Here is a 22,316-nt window from a genome sequence, read left to right as displayed (position 1 = left end):
ATCGGCGGGAAATACTGTCACTTCAGTTTCATGCTATTGTGGCACCCCTTATCCCCATGACCTATGCCGATTTCCTCAAATCCGACTTTCCCGCGCCCGTCGAACTGACGGATGTCGACCTGACCGGTCCGGGGCGTTTCCACAATCGCGAGCTTTCGTGGCTGGCCTTCAACTGGCGCGTTCTGGAAGAGGCGCAGAACCCGCGCGTGCCGCTGTTGGAACGGCTGCGCTTCCTGTCGATCTCGGCAACCAACCTTGATGAGTTCTATACCGTCCGCGTCGCCGGCCTGCGCGAGTTGCAGCGCGAGGGCAACACCACCCCTGCCGCCGACGGCCTGTCGCCCGCCGAACAGCTTGTGCTGATCAACGAGGACGCCCGCAAGCTGCTGCAATCCCAGCAGGCGGCCTTTGGCGTGTTGCGCGACGAGATGGAGGCCGAGGGCATCTCGATTCTGGATCGGGAACTGCTGACCGACGCGGACAAGGAGTTCCTTGCCGATGTCTTCCTGAACCGGGTGTTCCCGGTCCTGTCGCCACTGGCCATCGACCCGGCACACCCGTTCCCGTTCATCCCCAACGCGGGCTATTCGCTGGCGCTTCAGCTTGAGCGGAAGTCGAACAAGCGGGCGCTGAACGCGCTTTTGCCGATCCCGCACCAGATCGACCGCTTTATCATCCTACCCTCGGATGACGACCGCCACCGCGCCCTGCCGCTTGAGGAATTGCTGCTGCTGCATCTCGACAGCCTGTTTCCCGGCTATGTCGCCAAGGGGCATTGCACCTTCCGGGTGCTGCGCGACAGCGATCTCGAGGTCGAGGACGAGGCCGAAGACCTTGTCCGCGAATTCGAAGTGGCGCTGAAACGCCGCCGCCGGGGGGAAGTCGTGCGCATGAAAATCTCGTCCAACGCGCCGGAAAAGCTGAAGGCGCTGATCATGGACGAATTGCACGTGTCCGAGGACGAGGTCGTCGATATCGACGGCATGATCGGGCTGGCCGACCTTAAGGAACTGGTGCTGGATGCGCGATCCGACCTTCTGTGGCCCTCGTTCACCCCGCGCGTGCCGGAACGGGTGCAGGATTTCGACGGCGACATGTTCGCCGCGATCCGCCAGAAGGACATGCTGCTGCACCACCCTTACGAAACCTTCGACATGGTGGTCCGCTTCCTGCAACAGGCGGCCCGCGATCCCGACGTGGTGGCGATCAAGCAGACGCTTTACCGGACGTCGAAAAAGTCCCCCATCGTCGAGGCGCTGTGCGAAGCGGCCGAGGACGGCAAGTCGGTGACAGCGCTGGTCGAGTTGAAGGCCCGGTTCGACGAGGCCGCCAATATCCGCCAGTCGCGGCGGCTGGAACGGGCGGGCGCGCATGTGGTCTATGGTTTCATCGACCTCAAGACCCATGCCAAGATTTCAACCGTGGTGCGGCGCGAGGGCGACCAGCTGGTGACCTATACCCATTACGGCACCGGCAACTATCACCCCATTACTGCGCGGATTTACACCGACCTCAGCCTGTTTACCTGCGACGCCGATCTGGGCCGCGACGCCACCAAGGTGTTCAACTATCTTTCCGGCTATGTCGAACCGGAACGGCTTGAAAACCTTGCGATTTCCCCGATCTCGCTGAAACCCCGCCTCTTGGAGATGATCGCCGCCGAAGCCGACCATGCCAAGGACGGCAAACCGGCGGAAATCTGGGCCAAGATGAACTCGCTCATCGACAGCGACGTGATCGACGCGCTTTATGCGGCAAGCCAGGCCGGGGTGAAGATCAACCTCGTGATCCGTGGCATCTGCGGGTTGCGGCCCGGCATCAAGGGCCTGTCGGAAAACATCCGGGTGAAATCCATCGTCGGGCGGTTCCTTGAACACAGCCGGATTGTCTGTTTCGGCAATGGCCACGGTCTGCCGCACAAGAAATCCCGGGTGTTCATCTCGTCCGCCGACTGGATGGGGCGCAACCTTAACCGCCGGGTCGAAACGCTGGTCGAAATCAACAACAACACCGTCAAGGCGCAGATCGTCAGCCAGATCATGGCCGCGAATCTGGCGGATGTGGCGCAAAGCTGGGTGATGGCGCCGGATGGAAGCTTTGTCCGAACCGAAGTGCCCGAAGGCGAGTTTGCGTTCAATTGCCACAGGTTCTTCATGGAGAACCCTTCCCTGTCAGGCCGCGGTAGCGCCGGGGCGTCGGATGTGCCGAAACTGACCCATACCGAAGATTGACCCCTGCCCGCCACTGACGCATTTTGGGACAGGGACAAGACCGGGACACGACATGGACGCAACCGACGCCGCGCAAGAGTGGGGACCATTTGGCCGCCCGCTGTTTGATGACCCTTCGGCACGCAAGCTGAAACGCGTCGGCGTGGTGGACGTCGGATCGAACTCGGTCCGGCTGGTGGTGTTTGACGGTGCCGCCCGAAGCCCGGCCTATTTCTACAACGAAAAGATCATGTGCGCGCTTGGCGCGGGGCTCTCTGACACCGGGCGGCTGAACCCCGAGGGCCGCGTGCGTGCGCTGTCGGCGATCCGCCGGTTTCAGGCCATCGCCCGCGAAATCTGCCACGGGCCGCTGACCGCCGTCGCTACCGCCGCTGTGCGCGAAGCCGAGGACGGGGCCGCGTTCTGCGCCGAGGTGCTGGACACCACCGGGTTGAAGATCCACGTCATCGACGGCGCGGAAGAGGCGCGGCTGTCGGCGCAGGGCGTGTTGCTGGGCTGGCCGGGATCCTACGGGCTGGTCTGTGACATCGGCGGCTCGTCGATGGAGCTGGCCGAGATCGGCAATGACCAGGTCGGGCGGCGGATGACCTCTCCGCTGGGGCCGTTGAAGCTGAAGGATATCAAGGGCGGCAAGAAGGGGCGGCGGGCGCATATCGACGCGTCGCTGGACGTGATGCAGGAACAATTGGGCAGCCAGCGCAACCGGCTGTTTCTTGTCGGCGGCTCGTGGCGCGCGATTGCCCGGATCGATCAGGAACGGCGCGGCTGGCCGCTGCGGGTTCTGCACGAATACCGGATGACGCGGAAGTCGATCTATCGCACCGCGGATTACATCGCCGAAAGCGACCCCGAGGAACTGCGCCTGCGCTGCGGCGTCTCGTCCAGCCGGATGGCGCTGGTGCCCTATGCGATCGACGTGCTGAAAGGCGTCGTGCGCCGTTTCAGCCCGCATGACATCGCCGTCAGTTCCTATGGCATCCGCGAAGGCATGCTCTATGAACAGATGCCCGAACGGTTGCGCCGCCGTGACCCGCTGATCGAAGCCTGCCGCTTTGCCGAGGCCAAGGACGCCCGCATCCCCGGTTTCGGCAAGGCGCTTTACGAATTCATCCTGCCGCTGTTCAACGCGGTGCCCGACGACCGCCTGCGCCTGATCAAGGCCGCCTGCCTTTTGCATGACGTCAGCTGGCGCGCGCATCCCGATTACCGCGCAGAGGTCTGTTTCGACTATGCCACCCGCGCCAACCTGGGCGGGCTGAAACACTCGGAACGGATCTATCTGGGCATGGCGCTTCTGCACCGCTATCGCAACAAGCGCGAGGGTACGCGGTTTCAGGACATGTTCACCCTTCTGGACGAGAAACGCCAGCAAGAGGCCGAGGTGCTGGGCAAGGCGATGCGTTTTGGCGCGATGCTGTGGATGAAGAAGGATGCCAACCTTGGCACCCTGCGCTGGCACCCGAAGAAACGCGAATTGAAACTGACGCTTCCGGCCGAGGTCGCCCCGCTTTACGGCGAGGTCGCCGCCGCCCGGTTCCAGTCGCTTGTCGATGCACTTGGTGCCACAGGCAACGTGAAGATCAAAAGCTAACCACCTGTCAAAAGGCGTTAAAGTTCGATCTGACCGTCCTCTCCCATCTCGGGATCGGTTTCGGGGGTGTCCGGTTTGCGACGGATGATGATATCGCCGTTCGGCAGCATCTCGGGCGCTTCATAGGCCGACCAGTCGTCGACCTGTTCCAGCAGATCCGCCAGCGCCGGACCCATTTCGGCAAAGAAGCCCCGCATTGCCGGGCCCATTTCTTCGGCCAGGCCCTTCAGCTCGTCCATCGTGGGTTCCATCTGCTGCTGCAAACCCTCGAAGAACAGGCGCATGCCCTCTTCCATCAGGGATTTGCCGGTGCCGTCCTCTGTCGATTGCGACAGCACGGGCGACGCGGCAAGCGCAGCGCAGAGCGTCAGGGGCAGCAAGGGGCGCGACATGTGTTTCATGGGGGTCATATGGGGTCGCCGCCAAAAAATGAAAGGGTCAGATGTCAATATCCAGACTGACCGGGAAGTGGTCAGACGCGGTCAGAAGCGCCTGCCGCAACTCTGGCAGTTTCCAGCATTCGGGGTCATCGAACGGGTGCCAGATGCGCCACGCGGGGCGTTTCGCGGCCAGGTCGCGCGAGATCATGACATAGTCCAGAAGCGCCTGGATGAAGCGTTTTTCATGCGGCAGGTAGAACCGCGAGCTGGTCGGCAGCGCCCCGCGCCGGTTTTGAAACGCACGCTGGGCATTGGGATCGACCAGCGCAAAATCGCCTTCGCCCATCACGATCTCGACCGATGAGCGCCCGAACAGGTGTTCGTATTCATCCAGCCCCGGCCCGTCGTTGAGATCGCCCAGCACCACAAGCGACTCGCCCGCAGTCAGATGGGTGTCGATGCGCTGACGCAGCCAGATCGCCTGTGCCAGCTGCTTGCGCCGGTTGGCAATCGACTGTCGCATGATCGCGTCGCGTCCGCGCGCGCCATAGGGGGCCTTGGATTTCAGATGCGCCCCGATCAACCGCAGGCGGGTGCCGGACGCCGTGGTCGCCGCCACCTCGAGCGGGGGTTTTGAGAAGGTGACCAGGTCCTCGGTCGCGTCGATATCCAGGTCGATCCGAAACACACCATCAAAGCGCGGCGCGTCCTGGTGGCCTTTCTTGCCGGTCTCGTCGCCAATGGGATCGTGGCGCACCTGCAAGGCGTCCGGGTCATAGAGAAGCGCAATTTCCTGCTGCGTATCATTGGCAAACCCGACCAGCGCCTTGCGCGCCCGCAAACCGAAGGCCGCCGCGAAATTCTCCAGCGCCGCCTCGGTGGACCGGCGCGAGTTCTGGTCCGGGGCCTCGATTATCATCACCGCGTCGGCATCCAGCGCGGTGAACACGATGCCCAATGCTTCGATCTGCTGCTGGCGGGTGACGTCCTGTCGCCCGGACCAGCCGTCATCGACGATCAGCTGGTTGCGGTCATCAAACAGGGTGTTGAACCACTCGACGTTATAGGTGGCGATCCGCATCGTTTCAGGCCGGGGCCGAATGGGTGATTTCTTCCCACGCACGGTTGATGTCGATCATCCGTTTCTCGGCCAGCTTGACCGCCTCTTCCGGGACGCCCCGCGCGATCATGCTGTCGGGATGGGTGTCGCGCACCAGCCGCCGCCATGCCTTGCGGATCTCGGGCATCGGCGTATCCGGCGTGACCCCGAGAACCGTATAGGGATCGGGCTTGGCATCGGGCACAAACCGCGCGCGCATGGCGCGGAACTGGTTTTCGGGAATGCCGAATATCTCGGCCACCCGTTCAAGGAACAGGTCTTCGTTCGGGTGATAATCGCCATCGGCCATGGCGATGTGAAACAGCCCTTCCATCAGGTCGCCATAGACCTTGTGACCCGGCCCGAACAACCCCTTGATCCGAAGCGCATATTCCTCGAACCCGGCGACGTCCTGCCGGGCCAGGTTGAAGATGCGCGCCGCCCCTGCCTCGTCCTCGCGGGCGATCTGGAACACTTCGCGGAAGGCGGTGACTTCGTCGCGGGTGACCTGCCCGTCGGCCTTGGCCATCTTCGCCCCCAAAGCAATCACCGCAATGGTGAAGGCGATCGAGCGTTCGGGCGGGGCCTTCAGGCGATCAAAGACCTGGGTCAGGCTTTCACCATTCGCCAGCGCTGCAATCGCTTCGGATATGCGGGTCCAGATCGACATGGCCGCACCCTAGCTTGTGCGTCCGGGGATGTCAGGCGCTTTATCGGGTTGGGTTCACAGGATTTTCTGCATCAGCACAAGATCCATCCAGCGGCCGAACTTGCGCCCCACTTCCGGCAGGCGGGCGACCTCGGCAAAGCCAAGCCGCGCGTGAAAGGCGATCCCGGCGGTGTTTTCACCGGCGACGCCTGCAATCAGGCTGTGAACGTCATCCCTGCGCGCAACCTGTTCCAGCGCCGACATCAGCGCCCGACCCGCGCCCCTGCCCCGCGCCGCGTCACCCAGATAGACCGTATGCTCCATCGTATGCGCATAACCGACACCGCCACGGAACTGGCCGTAATAGGCAAAGCCGATGGCATTGCCGTCGGCTTCGGCAACCAGAAAGGCCGGCCCCCGCGCCGCGATCAGCGCCGCGACCTCGTCAACGGTCTTGGGCTGCGAGTTGAAGGTGGACACCGCCTCGCGGATTTCGCGGTTCCAGATGTCATTGATGGCGGCGGCGTCGCCGGGTGTGGCTGTGCGAATGTGGGTCAAAGCAGGCGGTTCCCATGAGGGGTGCGAATTTCGGCCACAAGGCCGGGTGTTCCGGTGACGAAGCTGACGCGACCGTCGGCCAGCGGCAGGCTGTCGGCGAGAGCTGCGGCATCTGGGTGGCGGACTTCAAGCGCGACGAGCGCACAGCCCGAGGGCGGCAGCCTTTCGCCGGGCAGCTCAGCGACCTGCCACTGGATCAGCGCGGGAAACAGGTTGTCAAACGGCAGCACGCCCGTGTCCGGCACCGCCATGCGCCAGCGCAGATCGCCGCGCTGCAACTGCACCGGCACCCCCGCCCCGCCGGGTGCCTCTGCCAACGCGCCATCAAGGTCATCGACCCGGCAAATCCAGTTCCGCAGATGCGGCGGGCCCGACAGCCGGTCCAGGTCGAACCAGCGCGGCGTCGCGGCCCCGGCGGCCTCCGGGTTGATCGAGATCGCCTCAAGATACAGCCCGTCCGCCAGCCCCAGCAGCCGGTTATGCGTGCCGAAATGGGCATGTTCCCCGCCCGGTCCCATCCTGACGCCCAGCCGATCCTCGACAAATCCGGCTGTCTCGTCCAAATTTTGGCCCGCAACCGCTAAATGATCCAATTTCACGTGGCGTCCTCAGCCTCTGGTAGTGAACCGGACGACGCCGGCAGCATCGTCCTATCACGAGATATTGCCCCGGCAACAGACAGGATCCGTCGCGCGATTGGCCGTTTCTTCAAACTTGAACCCACGGGCGGTATCCATTTGAAGTTGGCAGCCAATCGTCGGTGGGCGCAGCTTCACCAATCGCGAACTGCGCGACGATACCAAGCTGGGCGTTCTGGCCGGGTCGTGCGTCTCGGGTATCCTCAGCATCGTGCAGTTGTGCAGGGCTCTGTCCCCGCGCTTCTGCAACACGGTCTTTGACAGGGCGCTTCGCGGCAGTATCACTGTCGGATCAACGACGTATTGAAACACCATCTGATTGAGACCAAAGGCCCCCGGCGATGATAGAAAACCTGATTGTCCTGACCGTTGCCGCCCTGTGTTTCGCCGGTCTGTTCCTGGCCCCGTTTGCCCGGTCGCCCCTGTGGCGCGCGACGGTGACGCCGCTGGCCTCGATCATCGGCAGTGGGTTCCTTGTGTCGGCACCGCTTCTGGCGCGGGAATTCGGCGGCTATGCCGCGCCTGCGATGGCCTCGCTCATCGCGCTGGCCTGGCTGATCGGCGGTGCCATCCGCTATAACATCGCCCATGTCGAACAGATGCTCGCCACCGACGGCCAGCGCGCGGTGCATTCACTGGAGCGGCTCAGCCACTATGTCCTGGCCTTCGCCTATTTCGTGTCGGTCGCCTATTATCTGTCGCTTCTGGGCAATTTCCTGTTGCAGTCCATCGGCGCCCCGAACGAGGCGCTGGCCCGCTGGATCGCCATTGCGCTGGTCCTGTTCGTCGGCGGGCTGGGCTGGAGCGGCGGGGTCTCGAAAGTGGCCAAGATCGAGCGCTACGCGACCTCGCTGAACCTGTCGGTGATCGCGGCCTTCCTTGTTGGCCTTGTCGTTTTTGCCGTGACCACGGCGACAAGCGGCCAGAGCATCGCACCGCCGCCGGGCCGGTTCGATTTGGCCTCGATCCCGGTGCTGCTGGGCCTGCTGATCGTGGTGCAGGGGTTTGAAACCACGCGCTTTACAGGCGACGAGTTCGACCGCGCCACGCGGCAGCGCGCGATGAAGCTGGCGCAGATCATCGCGGCCGTCATCTATGTGGCGTTTTTCCTGCTGCTCTCTCCGCTGCTGACGACACTGGCCGATGGCAGCGGCGTGGCCGCGATCATCACCGTGTCGGGCGCGGTGGCGCTGGTTCTGCCGCTGGTTCTGACGCTGGCCGCCGTCGCCAGCCAGTTCAGCGCCGCCGTCGCCGACAGTATCGGCAACGAGGGGCTGATCCACGAGATTTCCCACGGCCGGGTCGATCCGCGCCATGGCTATCTGCTGATTGCGGTGGTCGGCATCGCGATCCTGATCTCGACCGACGTGACCGAGGTCATCGCACTGGCCAGCCGCGCCTTTGCGCTGTTTTACGCCCTGCAATGCGGGGTGGCGTTTCTGGCGGCAAGATCGCGGCCCGGCGATGGCGGCAAGAACATCGGGTTCGCGATGCTGGCCGTGCTGTCGACGCTGGTCTTTGTTCTGGGGGTTCCGGCGGAATAGGCCGGACAGCAAAAGGGGCGGCCCGGACAGGACCGCCCCATTTTTTTCAGGCCCGTTTCTTTCAGGCCACGCGGATCAGGCGCGGGCTTCGGAGATCAGGCGCAGGATGTCCTGAGCCGCCTCGGGGATATTGGTGCCCGGACCGAAGATCGCCTTGACGCCGGCCTTTTTCAGGAACTCGTAATCCTGCTGCGGGATCACCCCGCCGCAGATCACGATGATATCCTCGGCGTCCTTGTCCTTCAGCGCCTGGATCAGCTGCGGCGCCAATGTCTTGTGGCCCGCCGCCTGGGACGAGATGCCGACGACGTGGACGTCATTGTCCACCGCGTCCTGTGCCGCTTCGTCGGGTGTCTGGAACAAGGGGCCGACATCGACGTCGAAACCGATATCGGCAAAGGCGGTGGCAATGACCTTGGCACCCCGGTCGTGCCCGTCCTGCCCCATCTTGACAACCAGCATACGCGGACGGCGGCCTTCCTCGGCGGCGAAGGCCTCGACCGAGGCCTGGATCGCGGCAAAACCCTCGTCCCCCTCGTAGGCCGCGCCATAGACACCGGCCAGCGTCTTTACCTCGGCGCGGTGACGGCCGAATTCCTTTTCCATTGCCATGCTGATCTCTCCGACAGATGCCCGCGCGCGGGCCGCCTCTACTGCGGCCTCAAGCAGGTTGCCGCCTTCCTTGGCCCGGCGGGTCAGCTCATCCAGAGCCGACTGACAGGCGGTTTCATCGCGCGTTTCGCGGATCTTGTTCAGACGCGCGATCTGGCTTTCACGCACGGCCACGTTGTCGACATCCAGAATGTCGATCGGATCCTCTTTTTCCTTGCGGTACTTGTTGACGCCGACGATGACCTCGTCGCCCTTGTCGATCATCGCCTGACGGGTCGCGGCGCTTTCCTCGATCCTGAGCTTGGGCATACCCGAGGCCACGGCCTTGGTCATGCCGCCCATCTCTTCGACCTCTTCCATCAGCGCCCAGGCCTTTTCGATCAGCTCGTTGGTCAGGCTCTCGACATAGTAAGAGCCCGCCAGCGGATCGACGACCTTGGTGACGCCGGTTTCCTCTTGCAGCACCAACTGGGTGTTTCGCGCGATCCGGGCCGAGAAATCGGTCGGCAGCGCGATCGCCTCGTCCAGCGCGTTGGTGTGCAATGACTGGGTGCCGCCCAGAACCGCGCTCATCGCTTCATAAGCGGTGCGGATCACGTTGTTATAGGGGTCCTGCTCCTGCAACGACACGCCCGAGGTCTGGCAGTGGGTGCGCAGCATCTTGGAACGTTCCGACTTGGCGCCGAAATCGGTCATGACGCGGTGCCACAAGGTCCGCGCGGCGCGCAGCTTGGCGATTTCCATGAAGAAGTTCATGCCGATGGCAAAGAAGAACGACAGGCGGCCCGCGAACTTGTCGACATCCATGCCCGCCTCGATTGCCGCACGGACATATTCGCGGCCATCGGCCAGCGTATAAGCCAGTTCCTGCACAAGGTTCGCGCCCGCTTCCTGCATGTGATAGCCGGAAATCGAGATCGAGTTGAACTTGGGCATCTCGTTCGAGGTGTATTCGATGATGTCCGAGATGATCCGCATCGACGGTTCGGGCGGATAGATATAGGTGTTGCGGACCATGAACTCTTTCAGAATGTCGTTCTGAATGGTGCCCGCAAGGACCGACTTGTCATGGCCCTGCTCTTCCCCCGCCACGATGAAATTCGCCAGGATCGGGATCACCGCGCCGTTCATCGTCATCGACACCGACACCTTGTCCAGCGGGATGCCGTCGAACAGGATCTTCATGTCCTCGATGCTGTCGATGGCCACACCCGCCTTGCCGACATCGCCAACCACGCGCGGGTGGTCGCTGTCATAACCCCGGTGGGTGGCAAGGTCGAAAGCAACCGACACCCCCTGCTGACCGGCGGCTAGGTTGCGGCGATAAAAGGCGTTGGATTCCTCGGCCGTCGAGAAACCGGCGTATTGCCGGATCGTCCACGGACGGCCCGCATACATCGTCGCCTTGGGGCCACGGGTGAAAGGACCAAAGCCCGGCAGCGACCCGATATGGGGCAGTCCGGCGGTGTCTTCCTCGGTGTAAAGCGGCTTGACGTCGATGCCTTCCAGCGTCTTCCACGTCAGGTCATCCAGCGGGCGGCCCCGCAATTCCTTCTCGGCCAGCGCCTTCCACGCGGCAGTTTTGTCACTCATCGGATCGTCCTTTCGGTGAATCGGATCATTTGTGCCGGGTAAACCGGCGAAAAGGGGTCGTTTTGTCCGCCGCCGCGCCTATATTTTGAATCAACAGGAGGGATCATGCTGAAAAAGCTTTGCCTGATGATTGCATTGGCGGCGACGCCGGTATTTGCCACGGATGCGGTTCCGGTTTCCCCGGTGGACGCATGGCAAGAGGACCACACGACCCGGTTTACGGCGGGTGATGTGGTGCTTGATGATTTCAAATGGGTGGCGCGGCCCGTGGTGGTCTTTGCCGACACCGCCGCCGACCCGCGCTTCGTGCAGCAGATGGACCTTCTGTCCGAGCGCCCCGGCGATCTGGCCGAGCGCGATGTTGTCATCATCACCGATACGGACGGGGCGCATATGTCCGACCTGCGCCGGAAACTGCGGCCGCGCGGCTTCATGCTGGTGTTGATGGGCAAGGACGGCATCGTATACCTGCGCAAGCCGCAACCCTGGAGCGTGCGCGAAATTTCCCGGTCCATCGACAAGATGCCGCTGCGCCAGCAGGAAGAGCGAGACAGGCGGTAAGGCCCGGAATATGACCGAGGATTTCGCGTCACGGCATCGGTTCCCCGCGTGCCGCTTCCAGCACCGCATACCAGTCGCGGCGCGACAGTTTCACGTCCAGCGCCCGGACCGAGTCCCTGATCCGGTCAGGTGACTGCGTGCCGATGATGGCAAAGCTGGCCGCAGGATGGGCCAGCACCCAGGCAAGCGCGGCATGGTCGATGCCAACACCGTTTTCCGACGCGATCTCGTCCAGAACCGCCAGAACACGCGCCTCGACGCTGCCGGGTTCGCCGCGCTGCCCCGAGACCAGCCGCCCGCCCGCAAGCGGCGACCACGCCATCAACGCCAGCCCCAGTTCCTGCGCAAGGTCGGTGGTGCCATCGGTCAGCGGGTCGGTGTGAACCGCCGAGAACTCGGGCTGAGACACAACCAGCGGGAAATCCAGCTTGGATTGCAAGGCGCGGGTCTGGGCGGGGGTGAAGTTCGACACGCCCGCCTCGCGGATCTTGCCCGCCGCACGCAGATGCGTCAGCGCCTCGGCCACCTCGTCATAAGACGCCAGAAGATCGGGGCGATGGATCAGAAAGACGTCGATCCGGTCGGTTTCAAGCCGCTTCAACGATCCCGAGCAACTGTCGATCAGATTTTCCGCGCGGCTGTCATAAGGCAGAGGCGGGTGGATGCCCGCCTTGGTGACCAGAACAATCTGGTCGCGCAGGCCGGGCTGCGCCTTCAGCACCCCACCCAGTTTTTCTTCCGCCGCGCCAAAGCCGGGATCGCCAAACCCATAGATCGCAGCGGTGTCGATCAGGTTCGCACCCACCGACAGCGCCGCCTCGATCTTGGCTGTCGCCTCGTCCGGGGTCGACCCGGCAAAGCGCCAGCAGCCATAGGCGATACGCCCCGCCGTGAACGGGCCGATCCTTGCGTCTCGGGCGATGGGCAGGGCGTTGGTCATATCATTCGAACTCCATGATGACGTCATCGACGGCCAGGCTGTCGCCGGGTCCGGCGTTGATCTTGGTGACCTTGGTGGTTTTCTCGGCGCGCAGGATGTTTTCCATCTTCATCGCCTCGACGGTGCAAAGCGCCTGGCCTTCCTGAACCTCGTCACCCACCGCGACATCGACCTTCACGATCAGGCCGGGCATCGGGCACAACAGCATTTTCGAAGTGTCGGGCGGCAGTTTTTCGGGCATCAGCTTCGCCAGTTCCGCCTGACGCGGGGTGCGCACATGCACTTTCAGGTCGGCGCCACGGCTGCGGATGCGGAACCCGCCCGAGATTTTGCCAACCTTCAGCACCAGCGGCCCGTCGACATCGACGACGGCCAGCTGATCGCCCGGTGTCCAATCCGACGAAACGCGCAGCTTGGACCCGTCGGCAAACTTGATGGTCGAGCCTTCCTTGTCGGCCTTCACCTTGACGGCAAACTCCTGTCCTTGCAGCGACACCACCCATTTCTTGCCGACGCGACGTTCGTGATTGTCCATCCGCCCCGAGACACGGGTGCGGCGAATTTCAGCGACGCGGTGCATGGCGGCGGCCGCAGCCGCAATACGGCGCAGCGTGTCCTCGGGCAGTTCGACCCCTTCGAACCCGTCCGGGTATTCCTCGGCGATGAAGGCAGTGGTCATGTCGCCGCTGATGAATTTTGGGTGATCCATCACCGCGCTGACAAAGGGCAGGTTATGGCCGATGCCTTCCAGTTCGAACCCATCCAGCGCGTTGCGCATGGCTTCGATCGCTTCGCCACGGGTTGGCGCCCATGTGCAGAGCTTGGCGATCATCGGGTCGTAATACATGCTGATCTCGCCGCCCTCATAGACGCCGGTATCGTTGCGCACGGCAAAATCCTTGCCCTTCTTCGCCTTGTCCTGCCACTTGCCATTGTCGGCCAGCGGACCGGCAGCCACTTCGACCGGCGGACGATAGCGGGTCAGGCGACCAATCGACGGCAGGAAGTTGCGATAGGGATCCTCGGCGTAAACCCGGTTTTCAATCGCCCAGCCATTGATGCCGACATCGTCCTGCGTGATCGACAGCGGCTCGCCGTTTGCAACCCGGATCATCTGTTCGACAAGGTCGACCCCGGTGATCAGCTCGGTCACGGGATGCTCCACCTGCAGACGGGTGTTCATTTCAAGGAAATAGAAGTTTTTGTCGCCATCGACGATGAATTCCACGGTCCCGGCGCTGGTATAGCCCACCGCCTTGGCCAGCGCGACGGATTGCTCACCCATCGCCTTGCGGGTGGCTTCGTCAAGGAAGGGCGACGGGGCCTCTTCCACAACCTTCTGGTTCCGGCGCTGGATCGAGCATTCACGCTCGTTCAGATAGATGCCGTTGCCATGCGCGTCACACAGGACCTGAATCTCGATGTGGCGCGGCTGGGTGACGAATTTCTCGATGAAAATCCGGTCGTCGCCAAAGCTGTTCGCCGCCTCGTTTTTCGAGGACTGAAACCCCTCGCGCGCTTCGGTGTCGTTCCACGCGATCCGCATGCCCTTGCCGCCGCCCCCGGCGCTGGCCTTGATCATCACCGGATAGCCGATTTCGTTCGAGATCTTCACGGCTTCATCCGCGTCCTCGATCAGCCCCATGTAGCCGGGCACGGTCGACACGTTCGCATCCTGAGCGATCTTCTTCGAGGTGATCTTGTCGCCCATCGCCTCGATCGCGCCTTTCGGCGGTCCGACAAAGGCAACGCCTTCGGCCTCAAGCGCCTCGGCGAATTTCGAGTTCTCGGACAGGAAGCCATAGCCCGGATGAACCGCCTGCGCGCCGGTCTGCCTGATCGCGTCCATCACCTTGTCGATGACGATATAGGACTGGTTCGCGGGCGGCGGGCCGATATGCACCGCTTCGTCCGCCATCTGGACATGCAGCGCGTGCTTGTCGGCATCCGAGTAAATGGCGACCGTCTTGATGCCCATCTTGCGGGCGGTCTTGATCACGCGGCAGGCGATCTCGCCGCGGTTGGCGATCAGGATCTTTTCGAACATGCCTATTCCTTTCAGGTCTTGGCCGCCGCGACCGATGCGCGGCATGCGGAAACAACAAAAAGACCACCGGCACCAAAGGCACCGATGGTCTTGTCAGACGGGGCGGCAGATGCCGCGGAAACGATCAGATCATGCGCCGCGCAGGGCGCAGGGATCAGGGCTGTGTCAGTTGCACTTGCCCGGGTTGGCCTGGCAGTAGGCAACGTTGCCTGCTGCACCGACGATGGCGCCTGTTGCGGCATTGCCGCCGGTGACGATGGCTGCACCCGCGCCAGCGCCGGCCCCAAGAAGACCCTGTTCAAGCGCCGTGTCGCCGCACGCGGCAAGCGTGCCACAGGCCAGGCCGATGATTGCGAAACGTTTGAAAACTTGCATTTTGTTTTTTTCCTGCTCTGAGTGGAAATGCATGCAAGTGATGCGCCAATCCACCCCGATCCAGCAAGCGAAATCGCGCAAAACATGGGTTTTCGGCGCGTCACCGCCGTTTGCGGGCGGCCATGCCGGGCATCAAACCGGGCATTTTGCGAAAAAACGGGTGATCCGGCAGGGACACAGCCGGACCACCCGCAAGGGGAAGGGTAACGGAATACACTGTTACAGGCGGGCGTCCTGGTCAGTCGCGCCGCCATGGGTTCATTAAGGGTGCCAACATGCCCTGCCGCAACGGTTTTCTGCGCCACTGTCGCGGCGTTGGCCGCTTCCCGCGCAAACCCGGACCCCATCGGCGAAATCATGCCCACCCCCCGTCGAACGCATCCGGGAACGAGGCCCGCGCAACGGTCTCGTCGATGACCAGCAGCGCCTCGTAGCTGGCGGGATCAAACGGGTCTTCGGCGGGGATGACCTCGCGGCCGAACAGCCAGCTGAGACGGCCCGCATCCAGATTGCCCCGCTCGAACGGCTGGTCGCCGAACTGTTCCCACAGCGCCTGCATGAAGGCGGCATCGGCCCGCCGGTCGGCGGGCTTGCGGTCGCGGAAGCGCTCGCGCCGGATGATCGGCGTCACCCCTTTGGGATTGGGGCGGCGAATGGTGAACTGGAAATCGGTGCCCGGCAGACGGCCCGGGAAGCCGCGATGCTTCAGCATGGCGCGCCCTTTTCTGTTGCAAGAGGGGCGCGGTGTGGGACAGGCCCCGAAGCCTGTCCCGGTATCACGACCGGATTATTTGTATTTGCCGGTGTAAGTCGGTTCGACCGAGATCGGCTCGGGGTCGACCACGACATATTCTTCGACCGGCTCTTCGTTGGCACATGCCGCGACAAGGGCGACCAGCCCAATTGCCAGGAACTTGATGCTCTTTGACATCCGTTTCTCCACTTCTTCTTTTTTGGATCAGGGCGGGTTTGCCCTGCCTGCCTCTCATTCGAGTAGCCGGGAATTTGGGCATACTCGTGGCGAAGGATAGTGGATTTCCGTGCAAAAAGATACGGATAGGCCGCACAGTTGAAGTCCTGTGGCGCAAGGGTGACAAAAGCCCCTGCAACGGATTGATCGGCCGCAAGATATTGTGGTTTCATCAATACCCCTCCCAGATACAGGAGCCGTCCTCGACGGTGTAGGCCTCGAAATACTGGGTCACCAGCGGCGAGATCTCGCCAAACTCGGTCTCGCGGTCGGCCAGAGAGACGATGATCTGATCGACCTTTTCGCCGCTGGCCTTCAACTCGCGCAGCGCGCGGGTCTCGCAGAGATACTGGAAATCCGCCTCGACCTCATAGAACTCGACCCCCTGTCGCAGGATCGGCATGACATAGCGATAGCGCGCCACGCGGCTGCCATCCTGACGGTCCTCGTAGATCACTTCTTGCAGGTAAAGTTCGTTCCCCGAAGGCACCGGCGGCAGGTCATCAGCCGTCACCGCGCCACTTGAGGCCAGGAACAGGACGTCAGACATTCTGCCCCCCCCTGTTGCCCCGGTTGTCCCCGTTTCTCCGGTGACGGGCATGGCGCAGCCAGCGGGCGCGCCGCTCGGGACATTCAAGAACCTCGCGGATCAGCCCCTCGACATGGGCGCGGGGGAACTGACCGGAGACCTCTCCTCCTGCCGTCACGGTCAGCCCCCCGGCCTCGCGCGTGACCTCGACGACGGGCGAAAAGCCCTTGAGGTCCTGCAAAACCCGCCACATGTCCTGCCGCACCTGCTGCGCCACCCGAAGCCGCCCGGCATCCGGCAGGGACGTGCAGGCCGACACATCCAGCCGCGCCACGGGGCGGCGGGCCAGTGTCAGCGTCGCGTCCTGACGACGGATATGCCAGCGGGGATGGGTCATCACAGCCACCTGCGGGTTTCAGACAGATAGTCGCGATAGGCGTCGCCAAACCGCGAAACAAGATAGGCCTCTTCCCGCAGCACCACGCCGAAATGCAGGATCAGCCAGACACAGACCGCCCCCAACAGCGCCCAATCCAGCGAAAACGTCAGCGCCAGGCCCAGTTGCAACAGCACCATGCCCAGATACATCGGGTTGCGCGTAACCCTGAATGGTCCGGTCCGAACAAGCGTCAGCGCCGCTTGCCGCGGGTCGACATTGGTGCCCGCCGCCTTGAATGCACGGTCCCCGCTGATGGCAAGTGCCCCTGCCCCAACCAGAAACAACAGGCCCGGAATCAGGATGATGGGGGTGCCGGGCGCAGGCAGAAGCCCGACCGGAACAAGCCATTCCAGCGCCACCGCAGCCAGCGGAGCGGCCACCGACACGGTCGGCGGGAAAACAGCGATGTCCGGTCCGTCAGCCACCCGTCACACCCTTACAGCGGAATGTTGTCGTGCTTTTTCCACGGGTTCGTCAGCTTCTTGTTGCGCAAGCTGGCGAAGGCGCGGGCCACGCGTTTGCGGGTGCCGTGGGGCTGGATCACCTCGTCGATAAAGCCACGCTCGGCCGCAACGAACGGGTTTGCAAAGCGGTCTTCGTAATCGGCGGTGTGCTTGGCGATCTTGTCGGCATCGCCAAGGTCGGCGCGGTGGATGATCTCGGTCGCGCCCTTGGCGCCCATCACCGCGATTTCCGCCGTCGGCCAGGCATAGTTGAAGTCGCCGCGCAGGTGTTTCGACGCCATCACGTCATAGGCGCCGCCATAGGCCTTGCGGGTGATGACGGTCACTTTCGGCACCGTCGCCTCGCCATAGGCAAAGAGCAGTTTCGCACCGTGCTTGATGACGCCGCCATATTCCTGAGAGGTGCCCGGCAGGAAGCCCGGCACGTCGACCAGCGTCAGGATCGGGATTTCGAACGCGTCGCAGAAGCGCACGAAGCGGGCGGCCTTGCGGCTGCTGTCGATATCCAGACACCCCGCCAGAACCATCGGCTGGTTCGCCACGACACCCACGGTCTGCCCTTCCATGCGGATGAAGCCGGTGATGATGTTCTTGGCGAAATCCTCCTGGATTTCATAGAAATCGCCCTCGTCCGCAATCTTCACGATCAGCTCTTTCATGTCGTAGGGCGTGTTGGCGTTTTCCGGCACCAGCGTGTCCAGCGACATCTCGATCCGGTCGGGTTCATCGAAGAACGGGCGCACCGGCGGTTTCTGGCGGTTGTTCAGCGGCAGGAAATCGACAAGGCGGCGCACTTCGGCCAGCGCCTCGACATCGTTTTCAAAGGCGCCGTCAGCAACGGAGGATTTCTTGGTGTGAGTCGACGCGCCGCCCAGTTCCTCGGCGGTCACGACCTCGTTGGTGACGGTCTTGACCACGTCGGGGCCGGTCACGAACATGTAAGAGGTGTCTTTGACCATGAAGATGAAGTCGGTCATGGCAGGCGAATAGACCGCACCACCGGCACAGGGCCCCATGATGACGGAAATCTGCGGCACGACACCGGAGGCCATGATGTTGCGCTGGAACACCTCGGCATAACCGGCCAGCGAGGCAACACCTTCCTGGATGCGGGCCCCGCCCGAGTCGTTGATGCCGATCACCGGCGCGCCGTTCTGCATCGCCATGTCCATGATCTTGCAGATTTTCTCGGCGTGGGTTTCGGACAGCGAACCACCGAAGACGGTGAAATCCTGGCTGAAGACATAGACCATGCGGCCATTGATGGTGCCCCAGCCGGTGACGACGCCATCACCCGCGGGTTTCTGGTTTTCCATGCCGAAATCGGTGCAGCGGTGCGATTTGAACATGTCGAACTCTTCAAAGCTGCCTTCGTCCAGCAGAAGTTCGATCCGCTCGCGCGCGGTCAGCTTGCCGCGGGCGTGCTGGCTGTCGATCCGTTTCTGACCACCACCCAGACGGGCGGTTTCACGGCGTTGTTCGAGTTCGTTCAGGATATCTTTCATGGCCGGGGTCCCCTTGAAATTTGACGCAGTCTAGGAAATCGCTGCAACGCGGCAAAGGGAAATTGTGCGAATTTGCAAAGACATGAATAATGCGGCGCTTCAAATTGCAAAATTGCAAACTAGTTTAATGCTTAACGAGTTATGGACATTTCCACGAATCGCGCCTAACTCGAATGCATGGCGAACTCTTCCCGCGTCCAATTTCTGGACCGTACCACACCACCACATCTTGTCACGCTGATCCTGCTTGCAGGTATCGCGGCCCTGTCGATGAACATCTTTCTGCCAAGCCTTCCGGGGATGACGGAATATTTCGGCACCGAATACAGGATCATGCAGCTGACCGTGCCGATCTATCTGGCGATGAATGCGGTGTTGCAGGTTCTGGTCGGGCCGGTGTCGGACAAGCTGGGCCGCCGCCCGGTCATCCTGACCAGTGTCGGGCTGTTTGTGATTGCGACGCTGGGCTGCATCTATGCCCCCAACACCGCGGTTTTCCTGGCCTTCCGCATGGCGCAGTCGGTGATCGTGGCGGCAATGGTCCTCAGCCGCGCGGTGGTGCGCGACATGGTGAGCGAGGACAAGGCCGCCTCGATGCTGGGCTATGTCACCATGGGGGTTGCGGTGGTGCCGATGATCGGCCCGGTCATCGGCGGCGTTCTTGACCAGATGATGGGCTGGCAGGCGAATTTCTGGACGCTGTTCATACTTGGCCTGGCGATCTTTGCCATGGCATGGGCCGACCTGGGCGAGACACAGGTCAAATCCGGCCTGACCCTGCGAGAACAATACAGGCAATACCCGGAATTGCTGCGCAGCCAGCGGTTCTGGGGCTATTCTCTGGCCTCCGGCCTGTCGTCCGGCACGTTCTTTGCCTATCTGGGCGGCGCGCCCTTTGTCGGGCAGGTCGTGTTTGGCCTGCAACCCGCCGAACTGGGACTTTATTTCGGCGCGCCGGCGCTTGGCTATTTCTTCGGCAACTTCCTGTCCGGCAAGTATTCGTCGCGGATCGGGGTCAACCGGATGGTCTATTGGGGCAGCATGGTCACCACCTTTGGAGTCGCGCTGTCGCTGACGATCTTCCTGTTCGATGCCGGAACCGCGATCAGCTTCTTCGGATTGATGACCTTTGTCGGGCTGGGCAATGGCATGTCCATCCCCAACGCCACCGCGGGCGCCCTGTCGGTGCGGCCGCATCTTGCAGGCACGGCGTCGGGCCTGTCCGGGGCGATCATGATCGGGCTGGGCGCGGCGCTGTCGTCGCTGGCCGGCGCCTTGCTGACGCCGCAATCCGGTGCCGCGCCGCTTTTGTGGATCATGCTGACCACTGCGATTGCCGGTGTCATCGCCATCCGTGTCGTCATCCGTCGCGAGCGTCAAATCGGCATCTAGCCGCCGACGCTTTGCAAAGCTATGTTTGCACCCGCAAAGTCAGCAATGCGGGATGAAACGCGTCATGGCGACCCAGAAACTCTATGCCGGTGCAAAGCTGCGGGAAATCCGCATGCGCCTGAACCTGACCCAGAAGCTGTTTGCCGGCAAGCTGGGGGTGTCCCTGCCCTATCTGAACCAGATGGAAAACAACAACCGGCCCGTCTCGACCACGGTGGTTCTGGCGCTGGCGCAGGAGTTCGGGCTGGATGTGACCGAACTCTCGTCGGGCGACAGCGAGCGGCTGGTCTCGGACATGCGCGAGGCGCTGGCCGACCCGGTTCTGGCCGAAAATGACGCGCAGCTGGCCGATCTGCGGCTGGTCGCCTCCAACGCGCCGGGACTGGCGCGGGCGTTTCTGCAATTGCACCGCGCCTATCGCCAGACCCACGAAAGGCTGGCCTCGCTGGATGAGGCGCTGGGACGGCAGGAAATGCAGATGCAGCCCAGCCCCTGGGACGAGGTGCGCGATTTCTTCCACTATTGCGACAACTATATCGACGCGGTGGACCATGCCGCCGAACGGTTTGCCGAGAAAGCCGAAGGATCGGGCGACATTCGCGCCGCCGCGGTGCAGGCGTTGAATGCCGCCGGGGTCACGGTCGAATTCAGTGACGCCGCGCCCCTGCGCCGCTATGAACGCGACAGCCGCACCCTGTTCATCTCGACCCGTGTCCCGACCGAAACGCAGCGGTTCCAACTGTTGCTGCAGGTGGCGCTGATCGAGCGGGACAAGCTTCTGGAAGCAACACTGGACCTGGCCCGGTTCCAATCCGACGCCGCCCGCGACATCGCCAAGATCGGGCTGGCGAACTATTTTGCCGGGGCCGCGGTCATGCCCTATGGCCGTTTCCTGAAGGCGGCGCATGAAACGCGCCACGATCTTGAGGTTCTGGCCAACCGCTTTGGCGCGTCGATCGAACAGGTGGCGCACCGGCTCTCGACCCTGCAACGGCCCGGCGCAAAGGGCATCCCGTTCTTTTTCGTGCGGGTCGATCAGGCCGGAACGATCACCAAGCGCCACTCGGCGACGCGGTTGCAATTTGCCCGCTATGGCGGCGCCTGCCCGCTGTGGAACGTGCATCGTGCCTTTGAAACGCCGGGCCAGTTCCTGCGGCAACTGGCCGAGACACCCGACGGGGTGCGCTATATTTCATTGGCGCGGGACGTGTCGAAATCGGGCGGGCATTACGGCGCGCCGATCCGCCGCTATGCCATCGCGCTGGGATGCGAGGTGCGTTATGCCGACGCGCTGGTCTATGCCGACCACATGGACATCAACAATCCGCAAGCCTTTGAGCCGATTGGCATTTCCTGCCGCATCTGCGAGCGGACCGACTGTCACCAACGCTCGGTCCCGCCCTTGGAGCGGCGGCTGAACATCAATCCCGACCTGCGCGGGGTGGTGCCTTACGAGGTCGGCTGACCCCGGCCACCTTCGCCCCCTACCCGGCCCAGGTCTCGTCCAGCACGACCTCGGCCAGGTCCGCCGCCGTCGCCCAGCCGCGCGCGGCCAGTTCCGGCCCGTCGAACAGCTGATCGACATAGCCGACGCAAAGATAGGCGACGATGCTGACATGGTCGGGCAGGTTCAGGATGGGTTTCACGTCATCCTCGTTGAAGATGCTGACCCAACCGACCCCAACCCCTTCGGCCCGCGCCGCCAGCCACAGGTTCTGCACCGCGCAGACCGTCGAATAGAGGTCCATGTTCGGGTTATGCGTGCGCCCCAGCACCACCTTGCCGCCGCGCGTGCGGTCGCAGGTGACGCAGATGTTCAGCGGCGCCTTCTCGATCCCTTCAAGCTTGAGCGCGCCATAGGCCGAGCGTCTGGCCGCGGGAAACATCGCCTGCGCCTCGGTATTGGCCTGTTCGAACGCGGCCTTCACCTGCGCCCGCCGGCCGGGATCGCGGATCAGGATGAAATTCCACGGCTGCGACAGCCCGACCGACGGGGCGGCATGGGCGGCGGCCAGAATGCGGTTCAGGGTTGCGGGCTCGATCGGATCGGGCAGAAACTCGTTCCGCACATCGCGGCGGTGGGCGATGACATCGTAAAGCGCCTGTTTTTCCTGTGCAGAGAAAACGCGCGCGGATTGCGGTGCGCAGCTGGACGGTTCGGGCACGGGTGGCCTCCTTCAACGTGACACTGCCGCCGCG

At 63.0% G+C, this 22,316-nt stretch carries 22 protein-coding genes; 6 read left to right on the top strand and 16 right to left on the bottom strand.

Features of this window, described 5'->3' with window-relative positions; translation table 11 throughout:
• The first annotated feature begins 56 nt into the window (after positions 1-56).
• Both JQ863_RS08445 and JQ863_RS08440 read left to right on the top strand, forming a co-directional pair.
• On the top strand, positions 57-2,231 hold the full coding sequence (locus JQ863_RS08445) for an RNA degradosome polyphosphate kinase (RefSeq protein WP_204113850.1): 2,175 nt from the start codon (positions 57-59) through the stop codon (positions 2,229-2,231).
• 52 nt (positions 2,232-2,283) lie between these two features.
• The gene (locus tag JQ863_RS08440) at positions 2,284-3,822 is read left to right on the top strand and encodes a Ppx/GppA family phosphatase (protein ID WP_204113849.1); all 1,539 of its coding nucleotides are present in this window, start codon (positions 2,284-2,286) and stop codon (positions 3,820-3,822) included.
• A 17-nt stretch (positions 3,823-3,839) separates the two neighbouring features.
• Here the strand turns inward: JQ863_RS08440 and JQ863_RS08435 are convergent, their stop codons facing one another.
• Genes JQ863_RS08435 through JQ863_RS08415 form a run of 5 tightly spaced genes read right to left on the bottom strand, consistent with a single transcriptional unit; the run spans position 3,840 to position 7,107 of the window.
• Complete coding sequence (locus JQ863_RS08435) at positions 3,840-4,232, bottom strand: hypothetical protein (protein ID WP_338055503.1); 393 nt, start codon at positions 4,230-4,232, stop codon at positions 3,840-3,842.
• A 28-nt stretch (positions 4,233-4,260) separates the two neighbouring features.
• Positions 4,261-5,283, bottom strand: coding sequence for an endonuclease/exonuclease/phosphatase family protein (locus tag JQ863_RS08430; RefSeq protein WP_204113848.1), 1,023 nt, complete (start codon positions 5,281-5,283; stop codon positions 4,261-4,263).
• A gap of 4 nt (positions 5,284-5,287) precedes the next feature.
• Positions 5,288-5,971: a molecular chaperone DjiA gene (locus JQ863_RS08425; protein WP_204113847.1), complete on the bottom strand. Its 684-nt coding sequence runs from the start codon at positions 5,969-5,971 to the stop codon at positions 5,288-5,290.
• A gap of 54 nt (positions 5,972-6,025) precedes the next feature.
• Complete coding sequence (locus JQ863_RS08420) at positions 6,026-6,508, bottom strand: GNAT family N-acetyltransferase (protein ID WP_239113238.1); 483 nt, start codon at positions 6,506-6,508, stop codon at positions 6,026-6,028.
• Positions 6,505-7,107 carry a VOC family protein gene (locus JQ863_RS08415; protein ID WP_204113846.1) on the bottom strand — a complete coding sequence of 201 codons (603 nt, stop codon included), beginning with the start codon at positions 7,105-7,107 and terminating at the stop codon, positions 6,505-6,507. Before JQ863_RS08415 ends, JQ863_RS08420 begins: the two co-directional genes overlap by 4 nt.
• A gap of 380 nt (positions 7,108-7,487) precedes the next feature.
• Here JQ863_RS08415 and JQ863_RS08410 point away from each other — a divergent pair, with 380 nt between their 5' ends.
• A complete protein-coding gene (locus tag JQ863_RS08410; protein ID WP_204113845.1) occupies positions 7,488-8,690 on the top strand; it encodes an APC family permease in 1,203 nt (400 codons plus the stop codon).
• A 75-nt stretch (positions 8,691-8,765) separates the two neighbouring features.
• Here JQ863_RS08410 and scpA read toward each other — a convergent pair whose 3' ends face one another.
• Positions 8,766-10,895, bottom strand: coding sequence for a methylmalonyl-CoA mutase (gene scpA / locus JQ863_RS08405; RefSeq protein ID WP_204113844.1), 2,130 nt, complete (start codon positions 10,893-10,895; stop codon positions 8,766-8,768).
• A gap of 105 nt (positions 10,896-11,000) precedes the next feature.
• Between scpA and JQ863_RS08400 the strand changes: the two genes are divergently transcribed.
• On the top strand, positions 11,001-11,456 hold the full coding sequence (locus JQ863_RS08400) for a DUF4174 domain-containing protein (RefSeq protein WP_204113843.1): 456 nt from the start codon (positions 11,001-11,003) through the stop codon (positions 11,454-11,456).
• Positions 11,457-11,484: 28 nt separating this feature from the next.
• Here the strand turns inward: JQ863_RS08400 and JQ863_RS08395 are convergent, their stop codons facing one another.
• From JQ863_RS08395 to JQ863_RS08355, 9 genes are all read right to left on the bottom strand, one after another.
• Entirely contained in the window at positions 11,485-12,396 is a 912-nt protein-coding gene (locus JQ863_RS08395; RefSeq protein WP_204113842.1) for an aldo/keto reductase, read from the bottom strand.
• Between the two features lies 1 nt (position 12,397).
• The gene (locus tag JQ863_RS08390) at positions 12,398-14,443 is read right to left on the bottom strand and encodes an acetyl-CoA carboxylase biotin carboxylase subunit (protein ID WP_204113841.1); all 2,046 of its coding nucleotides are present in this window, start codon (positions 14,441-14,443) and stop codon (positions 12,398-12,400) included.
• A 165-nt stretch (positions 14,444-14,608) separates the two neighbouring features.
• The gene (locus tag JQ863_RS08385; protein WP_420826268.1) at positions 14,609-14,851 is read right to left on the bottom strand and encodes a hypothetical protein; all 243 of its coding nucleotides are present in this window, start codon (positions 14,849-14,851) and stop codon (positions 14,609-14,611) included.
• Between the two features lie 322 nt (positions 14,852-15,173).
• Positions 15,174-15,530: a hypothetical protein gene (locus tag JQ863_RS08380; RefSeq protein ID WP_204113840.1), complete on the bottom strand. Its 357-nt coding sequence runs from the start codon at positions 15,528-15,530 to the stop codon at positions 15,174-15,176.
• A 75-nt stretch (positions 15,531-15,605) separates the two neighbouring features.
• On the bottom strand, positions 15,606-15,749 hold the full coding sequence (locus JQ863_RS08375) for a hypothetical protein (protein ID WP_204113839.1): 144 nt from the start codon (positions 15,747-15,749) through the stop codon (positions 15,606-15,608).
• Between the two features lie 211 nt (positions 15,750-15,960).
• Entirely contained in the window at positions 15,961-16,338 is a 378-nt protein-coding gene (locus JQ863_RS08370; protein WP_204113838.1) for a DUF6497 family protein, read from the bottom strand.
• Positions 16,331-16,714, bottom strand: coding sequence for a hypothetical protein (locus JQ863_RS08365; RefSeq protein ID WP_204113837.1), 384 nt, complete (start codon positions 16,712-16,714; stop codon positions 16,331-16,333). The genes JQ863_RS08370 and JQ863_RS08365 overlap by 8 nt, the downstream gene beginning before the upstream one ends.
• Entirely contained in the window at positions 16,714-17,181 is a 468-nt protein-coding gene (locus tag JQ863_RS08360) for a methyltransferase (RefSeq protein ID WP_204113836.1), read from the bottom strand. The genes JQ863_RS08365 and JQ863_RS08360 overlap by 1 nt, the downstream gene beginning before the upstream one ends.
• A gap of 11 nt (positions 17,182-17,192) precedes the next feature.
• Positions 17,193-18,725 (bottom strand): acyl-CoA carboxylase subunit beta, encoded by a 1,533-nt coding sequence (locus JQ863_RS08355; RefSeq protein WP_204113835.1) that lies wholly within the window; start codon positions 18,723-18,725, stop codon positions 17,193-17,195.
• Between the two features lie 177 nt (positions 18,726-18,902).
• Between JQ863_RS08355 and JQ863_RS08350 the strand changes: the two genes are divergently transcribed.
• Both JQ863_RS08350 and JQ863_RS08345 read left to right on the top strand, forming a co-directional pair.
• A complete protein-coding gene (locus tag JQ863_RS08350) occupies positions 18,903-20,117 on the top strand; it encodes a multidrug effflux MFS transporter (RefSeq protein ID WP_204113834.1) in 1,215 nt (404 codons plus the stop codon).
• Positions 20,118-20,181: 64 nt separating this feature from the next.
• Positions 20,182-21,582: a helix-turn-helix domain-containing protein gene (locus JQ863_RS08345; RefSeq protein ID WP_204115100.1), complete on the top strand. Its 1,401-nt coding sequence runs from the start codon at positions 20,182-20,184 to the stop codon at positions 21,580-21,582.
• A gap of 19 nt (positions 21,583-21,601) precedes the next feature.
• Here JQ863_RS08345 and bluB read toward each other — a convergent pair whose 3' ends face one another.
• Positions 21,602-22,282, bottom strand: a complete 681-nt coding sequence (gene bluB, locus JQ863_RS08340; protein ID WP_204113833.1) for a 5,6-dimethylbenzimidazole synthase — start codon at positions 22,280-22,282, stop codon at positions 21,602-21,604.
• Between the last annotated feature and the right edge of the window lie 34 nt (positions 22,283-22,316).

This window comes from Shimia biformata (assembly GCF_016888515.1).
Taxonomy (GTDB): domain Bacteria; phylum Pseudomonadota; class Alphaproteobacteria; order Rhodobacterales; family Rhodobacteraceae; genus Shimia_A; species Shimia_A biformata.
Note: the sequence above shows the minus strand (reverse complement) of the source record. Positions and strands in the feature narration are given on the sequence as shown.